This window comes from Pseudomonas sp. UBA6276 (assembly GCF_002438365.1).
In the GTDB taxonomy this organism is placed as follows: Bacteria; Pseudomonadota; Gammaproteobacteria; order Pseudomonadales; family Pseudomonadaceae; genus Aquipseudomonas; species Aquipseudomonas coleopterorum.
Window position 1 is genome coordinate 7,924 of record NZ_DJUS01000053.1, and the last position, 16,087, is coordinate 24,010.

At 65.6% G+C, this 16,087-nt stretch carries 13 protein-coding genes and 1 pseudogene; 2 read left to right on the forward strand and 12 right to left on the reverse strand.

The window, feature by feature from the left end; all coding sequences use genetic code 11:
* Positions 1 to 148: 148 nt before the first annotated feature.
* The 12 genes and pseudogenes from B2V21_RS06130 to B2V21_RS06185 all read right to left on the reverse strand — a co-directional run bounded on the left by B2V21_RS06130 (position 149) and on the right by B2V21_RS06185 (position 13,794).
* Positions 149 to 997, reverse strand: coding sequence for a TauD/TfdA dioxygenase family protein (locus B2V21_RS06130; protein WP_090356785.1), 849 nt, complete (start codon positions 995 to 997; stop codon positions 149 to 151).
* A 62-nt stretch (positions 998 to 1,059) separates the two neighbouring features.
* Positions 1,060 to 2,394: an LLM class flavin-dependent oxidoreductase gene (locus B2V21_RS06135; RefSeq protein ID WP_286916332.1), complete on the reverse strand. Its 1,335-nt coding sequence runs from the start codon at positions 2,392 to 2,394 to the stop codon at positions 1,060 to 1,062.
* 12 nt (positions 2,395 to 2,406) lie between these two features.
* Complete coding sequence (locus tag B2V21_RS06140; RefSeq protein ID WP_286916333.1) at positions 2,407 to 3,384, reverse strand: ABC transporter substrate-binding protein; 978 nt, start codon at positions 3,382 to 3,384, stop codon at positions 2,407 to 2,409.
* A gap of 285 nt (positions 3,385 to 3,669) precedes the next feature.
* Positions 3,670 to 5,289 carry a dipeptide ABC transporter ATP-binding protein gene (locus B2V21_RS06145; RefSeq protein ID WP_286916334.1) on the reverse strand — a complete coding sequence of 540 codons (1,620 nt, stop codon included), beginning with the start codon at positions 5,287 to 5,289 and terminating at the stop codon, positions 3,670 to 3,672.
* Entirely contained in the window at positions 5,286 to 6,230 is a 945-nt protein-coding gene (locus B2V21_RS06150; RefSeq protein WP_286916335.1) for an ABC transporter permease, read from the reverse strand. The genes B2V21_RS06145 and B2V21_RS06150 overlap by 4 nt, the downstream gene beginning before the upstream one ends.
* Before the next feature lie 20 nt (positions 6,231 to 6,250).
* Positions 6,251 to 7,210 carry an ABC transporter permease gene (locus B2V21_RS06155; RefSeq protein ID WP_286916336.1) on the reverse strand — a complete coding sequence of 320 codons (960 nt, stop codon included), beginning with the start codon at positions 7,208 to 7,210 and terminating at the stop codon, positions 6,251 to 6,253.
* Positions 7,207 to 8,859, reverse strand: a complete 1,653-nt coding sequence (locus B2V21_RS06160; RefSeq protein WP_286916337.1) for an ABC transporter substrate-binding protein — start codon at positions 8,857 to 8,859, stop codon at positions 7,207 to 7,209. The genes B2V21_RS06155 and B2V21_RS06160 overlap by 4 nt, the downstream gene beginning before the upstream one ends.
* A gap of 180 nt (positions 8,860 to 9,039) precedes the next feature.
* The gene (locus tag B2V21_RS06165) at positions 9,040 to 9,822 is read right to left on the reverse strand and encodes an ABC transporter ATP-binding protein (protein WP_282347884.1); all 783 of its coding nucleotides are present in this window, start codon (positions 9,820 to 9,822) and stop codon (positions 9,040 to 9,042) included.
* A gap of 5 nt (positions 9,823 to 9,827) precedes the next feature.
* A pseudogene (locus B2V21_RS06170) lies at positions 9,828 to 10,601 on the reverse strand (ABC transporter permease); the annotation flags it as partial.
* A gap of 64 nt (positions 10,602 to 10,665) precedes the next feature.
* On the reverse strand, positions 10,666 to 11,460 hold the full coding sequence (locus B2V21_RS06175) for a class II aldolase/adducin family protein (protein WP_049861492.1): 795 nt from the start codon (positions 11,458 to 11,460) through the stop codon (positions 10,666 to 10,668).
* 115 nt (positions 11,461 to 11,575) lie between these two features.
* The gene (locus tag B2V21_RS06180) at positions 11,576 to 13,159 is read right to left on the reverse strand and encodes a rhodanese-related sulfurtransferase (protein WP_286916338.1); all 1,584 of its coding nucleotides are present in this window, start codon (positions 13,157 to 13,159) and stop codon (positions 11,576 to 11,578) included.
* Positions 13,156 to 13,794, reverse strand: coding sequence for a cysteine dioxygenase (locus tag B2V21_RS06185; RefSeq protein WP_286916339.1), 639 nt, complete (start codon positions 13,792 to 13,794; stop codon positions 13,156 to 13,158). The genes B2V21_RS06180 and B2V21_RS06185 overlap by 4 nt, the downstream gene beginning before the upstream one ends.
* A 94-nt stretch (positions 13,795 to 13,888) precedes the next feature.
* Between B2V21_RS06185 and B2V21_RS06190 the strand changes: the two genes are divergently transcribed.
* The gene (locus tag B2V21_RS06190; RefSeq protein WP_286916340.1) at positions 13,889 to 14,782 is read left to right on the forward strand and encodes a LysR family transcriptional regulator; all 894 of its coding nucleotides are present in this window, start codon (positions 13,889 to 13,891) and stop codon (positions 14,780 to 14,782) included.
* Positions 14,783 to 14,941: 159 nt separating this feature from the next.
* Positions 14,942 to 16,066, forward strand: a complete 1,125-nt coding sequence (locus B2V21_RS06195) for an acyl-CoA dehydrogenase family protein (protein ID WP_286916341.1) — start codon at positions 14,942 to 14,944, stop codon at positions 16,064 to 16,066.
* The last annotated feature ends 21 nt before the right edge of the window (positions 16,067 to 16,087 follow it).

Sequence of the window (16,087 nt, forward strand, 5' to 3'; positions counted from 1 at the left end):
TCTCGTTTCCCGCTCCAAATTCATTGAAAACGCCGCTCAGAGATGAGCGGCGTTTTTGTTCGTGCGCGTTTTTTGGCCATGGGCGGTGGTGGGTCTTTCGCGGCCGATGAACGCTCCTACGGCTGGCCCGCCATTGTGGATGGCCTGGCTATGTTCTGCGGCGATGGGGAATGTCATCGTCGGCGATCAGTACCCGCTCCATCACGCGGGGGAAGTCGCCGTAGTTGTAGACCGGGTAGTGCAGGGCAGCGCGGTTGTCCCAGAACGCTACATCGCCCGGCTGCCACTTGAAGCGCAGTTGGTATTCGGGGTTGCTCACTTCCTTGAGCAGCAGGCCGACGATCTCGCGGCTTTCCTCCAGTGACAGGCCGAGAATCTGCGGCGACATCGAAAAATTGATGAACAGGGCATCTTCACCCGTTTCGGGATGGGTACGCACCAGCGGGTGCGCGAGGATCGGATAGTTGTAGCCGACCTTGTCCAGCGAGGATTTGAAGTTGTGGGTGACGAAGGCGTTGTCGATGCGTTCGCGCAGCGCCGTCGGCAGGCTGCGGTACACCAGTCCCGTGTCGGCCCACAGCGTGTCGCCGCCGGTTTCGGGCAGCGACACGGCGCGCAGCACGGCGCCGAAGGTGGGTTTGAGCATCCAACTGGTATCGGTGTGCCAGCGCCCCTTGCGGGCATCGCCATAACGGTCGCGGGCTTCGCTGGCCAGGATCAGGTGAGCGTTGGGCCGCTCGTGGTCCTGTTTCTGAGTGGTTGGATGCTGGTAAAGCTCGCCGAATTGGCGAGCGAAGGCCAACTGCTGGGCGGTATCGATGTGTTGGTCACGGAAGAACAACACTTTGTGCTTGAGCAGCAACGCACGTATCTGATCACGGGTTTGCGCGTCGAGGGGGTGGCGCAGATCGACGCCTTCGATCTGCGCGCCGATGGTCGGCTCCAGGGCGGTGGCGCGGATCGCCGTGGCGGGGCGCTGTATTTTTTCGGCAAACATGGCAGGTGTCCTTTGCAATCGAGTGCCGGAGCCCACGGCCACGGCGGGTGGGGAATCGGTTTTCAGGCCACTTCTTCGTTGCGGCGCAGGGCCGCGTTGCGATTGGCCGGCACCTCGAGGCCGAGGTTGTCGCGCAGGGTCAGGCCGGGGTACTCGGTGCGCAACAGGCCGCGTTGCTGAAGGATCGGCACCACGTAGCGGGTGAAGTATTCGAGGCCGTCGGGCAGCAGCGAGTTGATGATGAAGCCGTCGGCGGCGTGGCCCTCGAACCAGGCTTGCACGGCGTCCGCTACCTCCTTGGGCAGGCCGACGAAATCCCGCTCGGGTTTGGCAAAGCGCAGGGCCACTTCGCGCAAGGTGAGGTGCTCGTCACGGGCCAGTTGCTTGATTCGCTCGGACGTACCCTTGTGACTGTTGGCGCCCAGGTCGCCGAGGTCGGGGAAGGGGGCGTCCAGATCGTGACCGCTGAAGTTGTAGTCGTTGAACGGGCGGCCCAGGGCGACGATGGCGTCTTCGATGCCGACCAGGTCTGCGGCCTCTTGATAGCGACGCTCGACCTCTTCGCGATCACGCCCGGTGATGGGGCTGATGCCCGGCAGGACGAACAGTTTGTCCGGATTGCGACCGGCGCTGGCAGCGCGCTGTTTGAGGTCCTGGTAATAGGCGCGCGACTCGGTGAACGACTCGTGTCGGCAGAAGATCGCATCGGCGTTTTGGGCGGCGAAATTGCGGCCGTCTTCGGAAACACCGGCCTGGAAAATCACCGGTTGGCCCTGGCGCGAACGAGCGATGTTCAGCGGTCCCTTGACCTGGAAGAACTCACCACGATGGTTCAGAGCGTGCAGTTTACTGCGGTCGAAGAACTCGCCGGTGGCCTTGTTGCGGGTGAAAGCGTCGTCCTCCCAGGAGTCCCACAGTCCCTTGACCACATCCACGTGTTCCCGGGCGATCTTGTAGCGCACGGCATGGGGTGGATGCTCGGCCTTGCTGAAGTTGTCGGCGGTGCCTGAAAGCCACGAGGTGACCACGTTCCAGCCGGCGCGGCCGCCGCTGATGTGGTCGAGGGAGGCCAGTTGCCGGGCGACCTGGTAGGGCTCGGTGTAGCTGACCGTGATGGTGGCGACCAGGCCGATGTGCTCGGTGGTGGCGGCCAGCGCCGAGAGCAGGGTCAGCGGCTCGAAGCGGTTGAGGTAATGGGGGCTGGAGCGTTCGTGGATGTGCAGGCTGTCGGCGATGAAGGCGAAGTCGAAGCGAGCGTCTTCGGCCAGCCGCGCCTGGTGTTGGTAGTAACGCAGGTTGGTGCTGGCGTCGGCCAGTGCCTGCGGATGCCGCCACTCGCCCCAGCCGTGCCCTACGCCGTGAATCATGGCGCCCAGTTTCAGTTGTCGTGTGCTCATGGAAATCTCCTGTTATGGCGCGCTGGCCAGCGGGGTTTGGGTGGGTGCGCGGAAGTCGTTGAAGTGTTTGTCGAAGCCTTGGGCGACTTTGACCGGCTGCGCCAGCACGCCTTCTTCCAGATAGATGTCGGCGGTTTGCTGCAGGTCGGCGATCACCGCGTCGGTGATCTCGGCGCGCGTGTAGCGGGTCTCGTTGACCGAGGCCAGGTGCACCGCCAAGGGCAGGCGGGTGACCTGGGCCTGAGCGGCGGCGAACTCGTCGTGGTGGGTATTGGCCCACTGGTAGGCACGCTCCAGGCGCACGACGAAGTCCTCGACCTGAGCGCGCTTGGTTTCGGTGGCCTGTTGGGTGGCCACCAGGTAGGTGTTGTTGGTCAGCAGGTCGGTGCCCTTGCGCAGGATGCGGGCGTTGCCCTGGTTCAGCGCGATGGTGGTGTAGGGGTCCCAGGTCGACCAGGCGTCGGCATCGCCGGATTGCAGTGCGCCCTGGGCGTCGCTGGGCAGCAAATTGACGAAGGTGATGTCGGAGGTTTTCAGGCCCGCGTCGCGCAGGGCCTTGATCACCAGAAAGTGGCCGATGGAACCGCGGTTGGTGACCACGCGCTTGCCCTTGAGGTCGGCAACCGACTGCAGTGGCGAGTCCTTGGGCACCAGAATGGAGGTGGTGTAGCGGCCTTCGAAATGGGTGATGCTGACGGCTTTGAGCGGCGCGCCGGAACCCAGCGCGAATACGTAAGGCGCATCGCCCAGGTAACCCACGTCCACCGCACCGGCGTTCAACGCTTCGCCCAGGGGCGCGGCGGCAGCGAACTCGGAAAACTCGATGGGGTAGGGAACGTCTTTGAGTTCGCCCGCTGCGGTGAGCAACAGCTTCAGGCTTGATTTCTGATTGGCGACGCGCAACGGTTCGAGCTTGTCGGCAAAGGCCAGCGGGCCTGCGGCCAACAGCCCCACCGCCAGAACGAAGGAAAGGACACGGGAACGGGTCATGGACAGCGACTCCTGAAGAGGGATTGAGTTACCTCCACCAGGCAAGGGGTCGGTCTGAGTTCAAACTAAAGCTCTAAAGGGGCGCTGTGAAATGACATTTAGTTCTATGTTAATTATTCTTTTTGTGGGTTTATCAAATATTAAATTATGCGTAATGCGCATATTGTGATCCTGTCCCATTCACTGCATCCCCGTAGGAGCGGTCATCGGCCGCGAACGCAACGCCGCGGTCGACCAGAAACTACGCGGTACCAGGTTCGCGGCCGATGACCGCTCCTGCGGGTTCTAGGCCAGGGCCCGTTGGCGCTTGCCGGGAACGGCGTCAAGCAGCGCTCGGGTGTAGGGGTTCGATGGCTGGTCGAACAGCTGGGCGGTGGGGCCTTGGTCGACGATGCGGCCCTGGCGCATGACCAGCACGTCATCGGCTACGTTGGCGATCACCGCCAGATCGTGCGAAACGATCACATAGGCGATACCCAGCTCGCGTTGCAGCTCGTCCAGCAGGTCGAGAATCTGCCGTTGCACCGAAACATCCAGCGCCGACACCGGCTCGTCCAGCAGTACCAGATCGGGCTGCACCGCCAGCGCCCGAGCGATGGCCACGCGCTGGCGCTGACCGCCGGACAGTTCTCTGGGCAGACGGTCGAGAAAATGCGCCGGCAAATGCACCCGTTCGATCAGCTCACGCGCGGCGCGATCCAGCGCCGCACCTTTGGCCAGCCCGAACGAGACCAGCGGCTCGACGATGCTGTCGAAGATCGACAGGCGCGGGTCCAGCGCGGCGAAGGGGTTCTGCTGTACCAATTGCATGCGCCGACGCAAGGGTCTGAATTGTCGCCAGCCGAAGTCGGTCACGTCCTGATCGGCGAACTGAACGCGACCGCTGTCGGCTTTCTCCAGGCCCAAGGCGATGCGCAACGCTGTGCTCTTGCCCGAGCCCGATTCGCCGACGATGCCCAAGGTCTGCCCGGCGCAGACCTTGAAGCTCACATCGGCCAGCGCCTGGAAACGCTCGGCCTGGCCGCGCATGCGTGGCAGGCGGTAATGCTTGTTCACCGCCGTCAGGGAAAGCAGGGGCGTTTGCCCCGAGGCGGGAGCCGGGCGCGGTGCGCGGTGCTCGGCGAATGCCAGCGCTGCGGCGATCAGCGCGCGGGTATAGGGCTGTCTCGGGTTGGCCAGCACCTGATGCGGCGTGCCCTGTTCGACCAACGCGCCGGCCTTCATCACCAGCACGCGGTCGGCTCGGTCGGCAGCCACGCCCAGGTCGTGGGTGATGATCAGCAGGGAAATGCCGCGCTCGCGTACCAGCCCTTCAAGATGGTCGAGGATGCGCCGCTGCACGGTGACGTCCAGGGCGCTGGTGGGCTCGTCGGCGATGATCAGGCGCGGGTTGCCGGCCAGGGCGATGGCGATCAGCACCCGTTGGCGCATGCCGCCGGACAACTCATGGGGGTACTGCCGAGCGCGCAGCTGCGGGTTGTCCAGACCTACCTGGGCCAGCAGTTCGCCAACGTCGGCGTCCACCCCTTTGTAGCGCGCGCCCTTGGCCAGCACCAAGGCTTCGGCGATCTGGCGGCCGATGCGCTGGGTCGGATTGAGGCTGACCATCGGGTCTTGCGGCACCAGGCCGATGGTGCGGCCGCGCAACTGGCGTTTGGTCCGTTCGCTGGCCTGGCTCAGGTCCTGACCAGCCACCAACAGGCGCCCGGCGGTCACCACGGCGCTGTCCGGCAGCAAGCCAAGAATGGCGTTGGCGATGGTGGTCTTGCCCGAGCCGGATTCACCGACGATGGCCAGGGTCTCGCCTTGCATCAGGCTGAACGATACATCGGTCACGGCCTGGGTCTGTTGCGGCCCGTGACGGTAGGCGATGCTCAGGTCGTGCACTTCAATGAGCGGATTCATCGCTTGATCTCTTCGAGGGTGCGGGCCAGGTGGTTGAGGCTGAACACCACCGCCACGACGAACACGCCGGGCAATAGCGCCACCCATGGTGCGGTGATCAGAAAGTGTCGGCCGGTGGCGATCAGCGTGCCCCATTCCGGCGCCGGTGGTGCGGCGCCGAAACCCAGGAAGCTGAGCCCGGCGGTGGCCAGGATGGCCGCGCCGAAATCCAGGGTGGCGAGCACCGCGACCGGGCCCCAGGCGTTGGGCAGGATGTGCCGCCACAAGGTCTGCAGCCAGCTCGCGCCGCCCAGTCGTGCGGCCTCGACATAGGGCAGGGTCTTGACCCGCAGCACTTCGGCGCGGGTGGTGCGGGCAAAGCCGGGGAGGATTCCCACACCCACGGCGAGGGCAACCGGCAAAGTGCCGAAGCCGATGGCGGTGACGATGGCCAGGGCCAGGAGCAAGCCGGGAAGGGCCAGCAGTACGTCGATCACGCGCATGATCACCGCGTCCACGCGTCCACCGGCGAACCCTGACAGCACGCCCAGGGTCAGGCCTCCGAGCAGGGCCAGGCCGACGGCCAGTAGCGCAGCCTGGATCGACAGGCTGGCACCGTGTATCACCCGGGTATAAAGATCGCGGCCCAACTCGTCGGTGCCGAACCAATGGGTCGCGTTCGGCGCGGTGAGTTTGGCCAGCGGCGCGGTGGCATTGGGGTCGAAGCCGCTCAGCGCGCCCGGTACCACGGCCGCGAGCAAGGCGAAGGCGACCATCAGGGCTGCCAGCAAGAAGCCAGGTCGGCGTGACAAGGGGCGTGAGGCCGCGAGCAGGCGCGCCCAGCGACTGCGCCGCCGCCACGCGGGCAGGACCGCTGTCGGTGGCGGCGCGTAGGCCGTCGCAGCAGGCGCGGCCGGGATGAAGCGGTGGTCGAGATCACGCACGGCATTGGATGAAGGCATGAGCGAAGTCCTTGGCTGGCCTAGGCCGCTGTGGGCGCGGCAGGCGCGCGGGTGATACGGGGGTCGAAGATCGGGTAGAGCAGGTCCACCAGCAGGTTCACCACCACGAAGGCGGCGGCCGAGATCGCGACGATGGCCAGCACCACCGGGATGTCTTGGCGTAGCACCGCTTCCTGGGCCAGGCGACCGACGCCGTTGCGGCTGAAGATGGTTTCCACCAGCACCGCGCCGGACACGGTATTGCCGACCTGCAGACCGAACAGCGTGAGGATGGGCAGCGCTGCGTTCTTCAGGCCGTGGCGGTACTGCACCTGGGCGCGGCTGAGGCCCTTGGCGTAGGCGGTAGTGATGTAGGGCTCGCGAGCCACGTGCTGGAACCCGCGTTGCAGCACCTGCGCATACACTGCCGCGCTGGGGATCGCCAGGGTGATGGCCGGCAGCACCAGGCTGTCCAGGCCCTGGCTGCCGGTGGCGGGAAACCAGCCGAGACCGAAGGCGAACACCTGGATCAGCAGCAGGCCCAGCCAGAACACCGGCACCGAGAAGCCCAGCGAAGGCAGACGTGCCATGGCCGATTGCAGTGGCTGCCAACGTACGTAGGCGGTCAGGTAGGCCAGGCCGACGCCGCCGATCAGCGACAGCACGATGGCCGAACCGGCCAGGGTCAGGGTTTGGGGCAGGCGCTCGGCCAGCAACGCGGTCACGGGCCGGTTGAGTGACAGCGACTGGCCGAAGTCACCCTGCAGGGCCTGCCAGAGCAGATGCCCGTACTGCTCGAACAGACCGCGGTCCAGCCCGTAGTAGGCACGCGCCTTGGCCAGGTCCGCAGGTGACAGCGCATCGACCTCGATGCCCGACGCGCTGAGCATGATCGACAGCGTATCGCCCGGCAGCAGGTAGAGGATGAAGTAGGTGATGGTATAGGCGCCCCACAGCACCAGCAGCGCCTGACCGACACGCCCCAGCAGGTAACGGTTCATGGCGTGCCGACCTCGATGTCACCGAGGAAGGCGAAGCCCTCGGCCGTCCAGTGGAAGTTCTTCACCCGCGCGGCGGTGGCGGCCTGCCAGACACGCTCGTAGATCGGAAAGGCCGAGGCTTCGTCCACCAGCAGGTCCTGCAGGTCGCCATAGGCCTTGGCGCGCTGCTCGGTCTGGGTGGCGGTGATGCCGGCATCGAACAGGGCGGTCGCGCGGTTGAGAGTGGCCGGTTCGTAGGTGTTGGTGGCCAGGGTCGAGCTGTTGGCGCTGCGCGGATCAAGAATGGTCTGCAGGATGATCGGGTCGGCACGGGTCATGTAGGTGGACGTCAGGTCGTAGTTGCCCTGGGCGTTGGCCGCCGTCCATTCGGCGCGGGTCACCACGTTGAGTTTGAGGTCGATGCCCACTTTGCGCAGTTGGTCCTGCACCAGCACATCACCGGCCGTTTCGCTGCCGTTGATGTTGTAGGCCAGGCTCAGGCGTTTGCCGTCCTTGTGCCGATAGCCGTCGGCAGCCGGCACCCAGCCCGCTTCGTCGAGCAGGCGTGCGGCATCGGCGGCATCGTAGGCTAGCTTGTCGCCTTGGGCCTTGAAGTACGGCGTGGTGCTGTCGTAGACCCCGGTCACCACCGGGAAATCCGCGTTGTACACGGTGCTGGCGTAGCTCTTGCGGTCGATGGCCTTGAGCAGTGCCTGACGAACCTTCTTGTCGGCCAGCACGCGGCCGTTGCGGGTGTTGGGGTAGAGGTTCAGGGCCGGGCCCGGCAAGGCACGGCTCTGGATGGTCGCGCCCTTGCTCTGGTACAGCTTGAGGTCGACTTCCGAGAAGGGGTTGCGCGGCCACAGCACATCGACCTTGCCTTGCAGGAACAAGCCATTGCGTACGCTTTCCTCGGCGATGTAGCTGATGTCCACTGCATCGAGATGAGCGTCGGCCTTGTTCTTCATGTTCGCCGATGCCCAGTGATAGCCCGTGCGACGGGTCAGGCGGGCGCCGCTCTCCGGTGTGTAGTGCTCCAGCACGAAAGGCCCGGTGCCGATGATCTCGCCCAGCGAGCGCTGCTTGGCGGTCAACTGGTAGGACGCCGGGGCGAGAATCGCCAGGTTGGTGGTGGACGTCGCCTGCAGGAAGCCGGCGTTGGGTCGCGACAGCACCAGTTTGATGGTGAAGTCGTCCAGCACCTCGGCGTGGTCGTAGCCGGCCAGGTAGGTGGCACCGAAGGTGGCCGGCAGTTCCTGAGCGAAGGCCTTGTCGCTGTCGAACGCCGTCTTGACCGCGTGTGCATCGAAGCGCTCGCCGTTGCTGAAGGTGACGTCGTCACGCAGGTGAAAGGTGTAGCTCAGGGCGTCGTCGCTGATGTTCCAGCTTTTCGCCAGCCAGGGAATGATCTTGCCGCTGTCGGGGTCCTGATCGGTCAGGGATTCGGCAACGTTGCGCAACAGCACGCGGTGTTCGAGCCAGTAGACCTGGAACGGGTCGACGCTGACCAGGGTGGTGTTGTCGCCGAAGAAGGCGATCTTCAGGGTCTTGTCGGCCTGCTCGGGGGCCGAGGGTGAGCAGCCTACAAGCGTTGCGAGCAGTACGCCGAGCGCCAGCAGGCGGGGGCGTTGGGGTGGGTTCGAAGCCGATGAGGGGGTTGGGTGGGGCATGGGGTGAGTGTCCTTTGTAGTGCTGTGATCGGCTTGGGTTTGGGGTGGGGCCATTCGCGGGCAGAGCCCGCTCCCACAGAGGTTGGTGGTGCCTGTGGGGGCGGGGCGGGCGGCGAGTTCTTTGTGGGAGCGGGGCGGGNNGGGCGGCGAGCCCTCTGCCCGCGAAGGGCTCACCCCGATTCAGGTCGCGAGCGCTCGTGGTCTGCTCGCCAGCGGCAAGGGCCCATCGGCCACCTGAGGCGGGCTGGCGTCCACGCCCAGCAGTCCGAGCAGGCGACGGCGAATGGCATTGAAGGCCGGGGTGCCTTTTTCCCGAGGGCGATCCAGGCCGATGGGCAGCGCCTCGGCGATGCGCCCCTGCTTGAGCACGATGATGCGATCGGCCAGCAGGATCGCTTCTTCCACGTCGTGGGTGACGAGCAACACTGCCGGTCCGTGGGCGCGCCACAGGTCGATGATCAGCTGATGCATGCGGATACGGGTCAATGCGTCGAGGGCCGCGAAGGGTTCGTCCAGCAACAGCAGGCGAGGCTCGCGCACCAGGCTGCGCGCCAGTGCCACGCGCTGGGCTTCCCCGCCGGACAAGGTGCCCGGAAAGGCATCGAGCCGATGCGCCAGGCCCACTTCGGTCAGGGCCTTGACCGCACGCTCGCGAGCCTGCGGGGCGCGCACGCCGAGGGTGACGTTCTTCCACACCCGTTTCCACGGCATCAGGCGCGGTTCCTGAAACACTGCCGAGCGCGCCGCGGGCACCAGCAGGCGGCCGCCTTCGATCGGATCGAGCCCGGCCAGCGAGCGCAGCAGGGTGGTCTTGCCCGACCCGCTGGCGCCCAGCAGGGCAACGAACTCGCCGGGCGCGATGTCCAGGTCCAGGCCGTCGATGACACGATTGGCGCCGAACTGGCGCACCACGTTCTGCAGGCTGACGGCGGGTTGGGGGTGCAGCGCGGTGTGTGCGGTCATGGGAATCAGCTCTTCACGAAGGAGGGGCGCCAAGCCAGGGCGTAGTGCTCCAGGGCGCGGATGATGCCGTCGATCACCAACCCCAGCAGGCTGTACACCAGCAGGCAGATGACGATGATGTCGGTGCGCATGAAGTCGCGCGCGTCGCTGGCCAGAAAGCCGATGCCGGAGGTCGCGTTGATCTGCTCGACGAACACCAGCGCCAGCCAGGAAATTGCCAGGGAGTAGCGCAGGCCGACGAAGAACGACGGCAATGCGCCGGGCAATATCACGTGCCAGACCAGCTCGCGACGGTTCAGCCCCAGGGTATTGCCGGCTTCGATCAGCTTGGGGTCGATGCTGCGGATACCGGCGAACAGGTTCAGGTACACCGGAAAGGTGGTGCCCATGACGATGAGCGCGACCTTGGTGAATTCGCCGATGCCGAACCAGAGAATGAACAGCGGCACCAGCGCCAGTGACGGCACGGTGCGCAGCATCTGCATGGGCGAGTCGAGCAGCACTTCGCCGCGTCGCGACAGCCCGGTGAACAGGGCGGCGACGGTGCCGATGACGACTCCGATGGCCAGCCCCGACACCGCGCGTTGCAGGGAGATCAACAGGTGCATGGGCAGTTCGCCGCTGACCGTCAGGGACCAGAAGGTCACCGCGATGCTCGACGGCGCGGCAATGATGCGCGGTGGAATCAGCCCGGCCCGGGAGGCCAGCTCCCACAGCACCAGGATCGCCAGCGGGCTCAGCAGCCTGAGCACGAAGCCTGGCACGCGCACGCCGCGGCGGGGCGCACTGGGGGTGATTTCCAGCATCTGCAAGGGTGCTTGTGCAACCGGCTGGAGGGCGATTTCAGGTGGCATAGTCTTGGCCCTCGCGGTCCAGCTGACGGATCAAGGCGTCCCAGTGCAGCTGGATCTTGGGGTTGTCGCCGCTGGCGGCACTGGCGGACTGCTGGTGCACCTTGTCGATGGCCGCCTGCGGCGCCAGCAGCAGGTCGGCATTGCCGCCAGCCTGGGCGGCGATCTGGATGTTGCAGGCCCGCTCCAGACCATGCAGTTCGCGAAAGGCGTGCTCCACGCTGACGCCACCGGTCAACAGTCCATGGTTGCGCAGGATGAGGATGTTGCTGTCGCCCAGGTTGCTGACCAGGCGCGTCTGTTCGTCGAGGTCCAGGGCAATGCCTTCATAGCCGTGGTAGGCCACGCGGCTGTAGTAGAGCAGGGCGTGCTGGGACAGCGGCAGCAGGCCGTTGCGTTGCGCCGACACGGCGGCGCCGTCGCGGGTGTGGGTGTGCAACACGGCCTTGAGGTCAGGACGCGCGCGGTGAATGGCGCTGTGGATCACATAGCCTGCATGGTTGATGCCCAGGCCCAGGGGGTCGTCGATCAGTTCACCGTCGATGTCGACTTTGACCAGGTTGGATGCCGTGATTTCATCGAACAGCAGGCCGAAGGCGTTGATCAGGAAGTGCTCCTGATCGCCGGGTACCCGCGCCGAGAAGTGCGTGTAGATATGGTCGGTCCAGCGCAATTGCGCGGCCAGTCGATAGGCAGCCGCGAGCTTGACGCGCACCTCCCATTCCTGGGGCGTGACCCGCTGGCGCAGCGTGGGCGTGGAATCGTGCAGAACGGACAACGAAGTCATTCGGGTCTCTCCTGAAAAACGTACAGACCGGCGGCGACGGCGCTGAGGCGCGATCGCCGCTCGGTCCGGTTTCATCAGGTCCCGAGCTGCCAGTGAGGTAAGGGGTGTGGCGCGGTCAGATCACCTCGAAGCCGTGGGTGCCGTCCTTGGCCAGTTGCTCGACCAGACCGAACTCCCAGTCCAGATAGCCTTGCATGGCCTCGCGGGGGTTGTCGGTGCCCTCGTAGGGGCGGCGATAGCGATCGCTGCGAGGCACCGCCAGACGATGATCGCCTTGTTCCACCGGCAGGCCTGCCGCCACCCAGGCTGCATTGCCGCCTTCGAGGAGGAAGACAGGTTTGCCAGTCAAGGCTTGCAGGTCGGCCACGGCGAAGCGCGCCAGCAGACTGCTGCCACAGGTCACCACGTAGCGCTCGGCCACCGGCACGTTCTCAAGGGCCTGGGGCAGTTGCGCGCGCAGTGCCCAGTGGGCGCCGGCGATGTGGCGCTGCACATGGTTGGCACTGGTGGTGAAATCGAACACCTGGGTGTCGCCCTCGCTCTGCCACTGGGCGAGTGTGGTCGGGCTGACCGTCGGAGCCTCGGGCAGGGGCGGCAATGGTGCCTGCCAGGCGCCAGTGGCGGTGAAGTCGCTGGATTGCGCATCGTCCAGCACGGACACGTCCCAGCCCATCTGGGCCAGCCACGACGCACTCATGTTGGCGCGCACACCGTCGTCGTCGACCAGCACCAGGCGCGCGCCGCGCACGCTGGCGAAGTGATCGGTTTCCTGCACCAGCTGACCGCCGGGCGTGGAGCGAGCCGCAGGCAGGTGCCCGGTCGCGTATTCTTCCGGGGTGCGCACGTCGAACACATAGGTGGTGCGCCCCTGTTCGGCCTGCCAGTTGCCCAGTGCCGCCAGCGTCGCCCGTTGCACGCCGGCCTTGTCTGCCACTGCGCGTGCCGACTGCGCCGCTGCGGCACGGGTGTGTTCGTCGACTTCACCGAAACGACGCTGCTGGCCGTGCTCCAGGGCCTGACCGGCCAGCGTCCAGCCGATAGTGCCGTTGCGCAGCGCCGCCACCGGGTTGGGAATTCCGGCGTTGACCAGTGACTGGGTGCCGATGATGCTGCGGGTGCGTCCGGCGCAGTTCACGATCACCTGGGTCTGCGGGTTCGGCGCCAGTTCGCGGATGCGCAGCACCAGTTCGGCGCCCGGCACGCTGATGCCACCGGGGATGCTCATGGTCTGGTATTCATCGAAACGGCGCGCGTCGACCACCACCACGTCCGCCTGACGGTCGAGCAGCGCCTTGACCTCTTCGGCCGCCAGCGACGGTGTGTGGCGACGGCTTTCCACCAGTTCACCGAACGCTTTGCTCGGCACGTTGACGTCGCGAAACAATTCTCCACCCGCCTCACGCCAGCCAGCCAGACCGTTTTCCAGCAGGGCCACATCGGTATAACCCAGCGCCTGCAAGCGTTGCGCCGCCAATTGGGCAAGTTCTTCGCCATCGTCGTAGACGGTGATCGCGGTATCCCGGCGCGGTACGCGGGCGTAGATGTCCAGCTCCAGGCGCGACAGGGGAATGTTGGCGGCGAACAACGGATGCGCCTCGGCGAAGGGCGCTTCCTCGCGCACATCGATCAAGGCCAGTTCCTGCTGGTCCAGCAATGCCTGGCGAATCGCGGAGTAGGGGCGTACGGCAATCTTGGTCATGCGGGCGATCTCTCTTTGAACGAGCTTTCGGTGGACGCAGGCTCTTTGGACAGGTCCCAGAAATTGGGGATACCGGCATTGGAATAGCCGGAAATGAAGGGTTTCTCTTCGCCGCTCTCGCTGTACACGGCGCGCTGCACGGCGCCGATGTTGGTGCCGTAGACATGGATGCTGACGGAGACTCGGTCGTCGAACGCATTGCTGACCTGGTGGATATCGCCGACGCTGGGCGAGACCGCCTCGACCTGCCCCGGACCCAGACGCACAGGCGCACCGTCGGGTGCCAGGCGGCCATCGACCGTGCGGCTGAAGCCTTGGGAGAATTCGGCGCCGCGCAACATGCCGATCAGGCCCCACACGCGATGGTCATGAATCGGTGTGCGTTGCCCAGGGCCCCAGATGAAGCTCACCACGGAAAAGCGCTGGCGCGCATCGGCGTGCAGCAGGAATTGCTGGTAGCGTTGCGGATCCGGCTGCGCAGCGATTTCCGGCAGCCAGTCGTCATGGCTGACCAGTCGTTGCAGCAACAGCGCGCCGTGCTCCAGCACCTCGGGCTCGCTGGACGTGCGCTCGAGTAGCTCGGCCAGGTCGCCGACGAACTGGCGAAAACGGTCATAGCGCAGGGGATGAGTCATTTCAGTAGCCCTCGAACAGATTCGTTATTACCCTAGCAAAGGGGATAAGCTTCCCGAAATTCAATTTGTTCATAAGCTAATATGCGAAAAGCGAATGAAGATAGATGACATCCAAGCGTTTCTGGCGGTGGTGCGATTGCAATCGTTGAGCGTCGCCGCCGAATCCCTGCAATTGACCCAGTCCGCCATCACCCGGCGTCTGCAGAGTCTCGAAGAGTCATTGGGGGCGATCCTGCTCGATCGCCACACCAAGCCCATGAAACCCACGGCCATCGGCCTGCGCGTGTACGAACGCTGCCAGGGCGTGATGCGCGAGATCGATTCGTTGCATGAGTTGGTGGCCGAAGATGCAGCGCCTTCCGGCACCCTGCGCCTCGGCGTGCCGCAGACCGTGGGCGACGCGGTCCTGCTCGATGCCCTGCAAGCCTTGAAGCAGCGCTTCGCGGATCTGCAGGTGCAGGTCGCACACGGTTGGGGCGGCCAGTTGGTCCAGCGCATTCAGCACAGGGAGCTGGACGCCGCTGCGGCGCTGTTTCCGGCCGGCAAGGTGTTTCCCGAGGGCGTGGTGGGTCACTCCCTGGCGCGCATGCCGCTGCTGGTGGTCAGCGCCAAGGGCCTGGACCTCGGCAAACGGTGCAAGCTCGCCGATTGCCAGAGTACCGGATGGGTTTTGAACCCCGACGGCTGCGGCTTCCGCGCCGGCCTTTCGCACGCCTTGGCCGAACAGGGCCTGAGCCTGAAACTCAATCTGGAGATTTTCGGTACCGACCTGCAGCTGGGTCTGGCGGCCAGTGGCATGGGCCTGGGGCTGGTCCCGGCACCGCTGTTGCAGCACAGCCGACACCGCGATCAACTGCAGGTGCTGCAGATCTCGGATTTCAAACCCATGGTCGACCTGTGGCTGGTGCACGCCGCCTTCGTCGGCAATCTGCAGGGTGCGATTCGCGTGTTCGGGGAAACCGTGGCCCACGGCATGAACACGGACTGAGGGCAGTCATCGCTCGTGTTTCGCATATTAGTATATGACTAAATTGAATTTTACTCATGTCAGGACGAATGGTTAGATGGGCGCAAATCAACGGCCTCGCGGCGGTCAGTCGCGAGGCCGCCGGCCTGCCGTTCTGCAACGGCGCGACAGAGTTTTTCCATGACCCCACTCGACCCCACCGCCCTTGCCGCGCTGACTCAGCGAATGGCCCTGCATGCCGAGCGTTACGACCGCAGCGGTGAGTTTCCTCACGACAACATCGATCACCTGCACAGCCTGGGCCTGCTCGCCCTGACCGTGCCCACGGCCTACGGCGGCGGCGGGGCCGACCTGGCCACGGCGCAGCAAGTGGTGGCGGCCGTCGCCAAGGGCGAGCCGGCCACGGCGTTGATTCTGGTCATGCAGTATCTGCAGCAGGCTCGCCTGCATCAAAGCGAGCGATGGCCCAAGGTCTGGCAGCAACGCCTGGCTCTGGAGGCTGTGGAAACCGGAGCATTGATCAATGCCCTGCGGGTCGAGCCCGAACTCGGCACCCCGGCGCGCGGCGGTGTGCCCAACACCGTGGCGCGACGGACCACCGAGGGCTGGCGACTCAGTGGGCGCAAGATCTACTCCACGGGCAGCCATGGCCTGACCTGGCTGCTGGTGTGGGCGCGCAGTGACGACGATGATCCGCTGGTCGGCTCATGGCTGGTGCGCAGGGACACGCCCGGCGTCAGCGTCGAAGACACCTGGGACCACCTGGGCATGCGCGCCACCTGCAGCCACGACGTGGTCTTCGACGACGTGCTGGTGCCCCTCGACCAAGCGGTCAGCGTGAGCCCGGCCAGCGCGCCGCAGCCGGAGCTCGACGCCGAAGGCCTGCGCTGGATGGCGGTGCTGATGTCCAGCGTCTACGACGGCGTCGCCCAGGCCGCGCGGGACTCGTTCATCGACTGGTTGCAGCATCGTGTGCCGGCCAACCTCGGCGCCGCCCTGGCGACGTTGCCGCGCTTTCAGGAGCGGGTCGGCGAAATCGACAGCCTGCTGCTGGCCAACCAGGCCCTGCTGCAATCGTCCGCCGAAGGCCGTCTGCCCGCCGAACGCTGGCCGGCGATCAAGTACCTGGTCTGCACCCAGGCCATCCGCGCCGTGACCCTGGCCATCGAAGCCGGCGGCAACCCCGCGCTGGACCGCCGCAACGCGCTGGAGCGGCACTACCGCAACGTGCTCTGCGCACGCATTCATACGCCCCAGGATGACAGTGCACTGGTTGCCATTGGGCGGCAGGCGCTGTTGCCCTGACACCCATGGTTGCGCTCACGA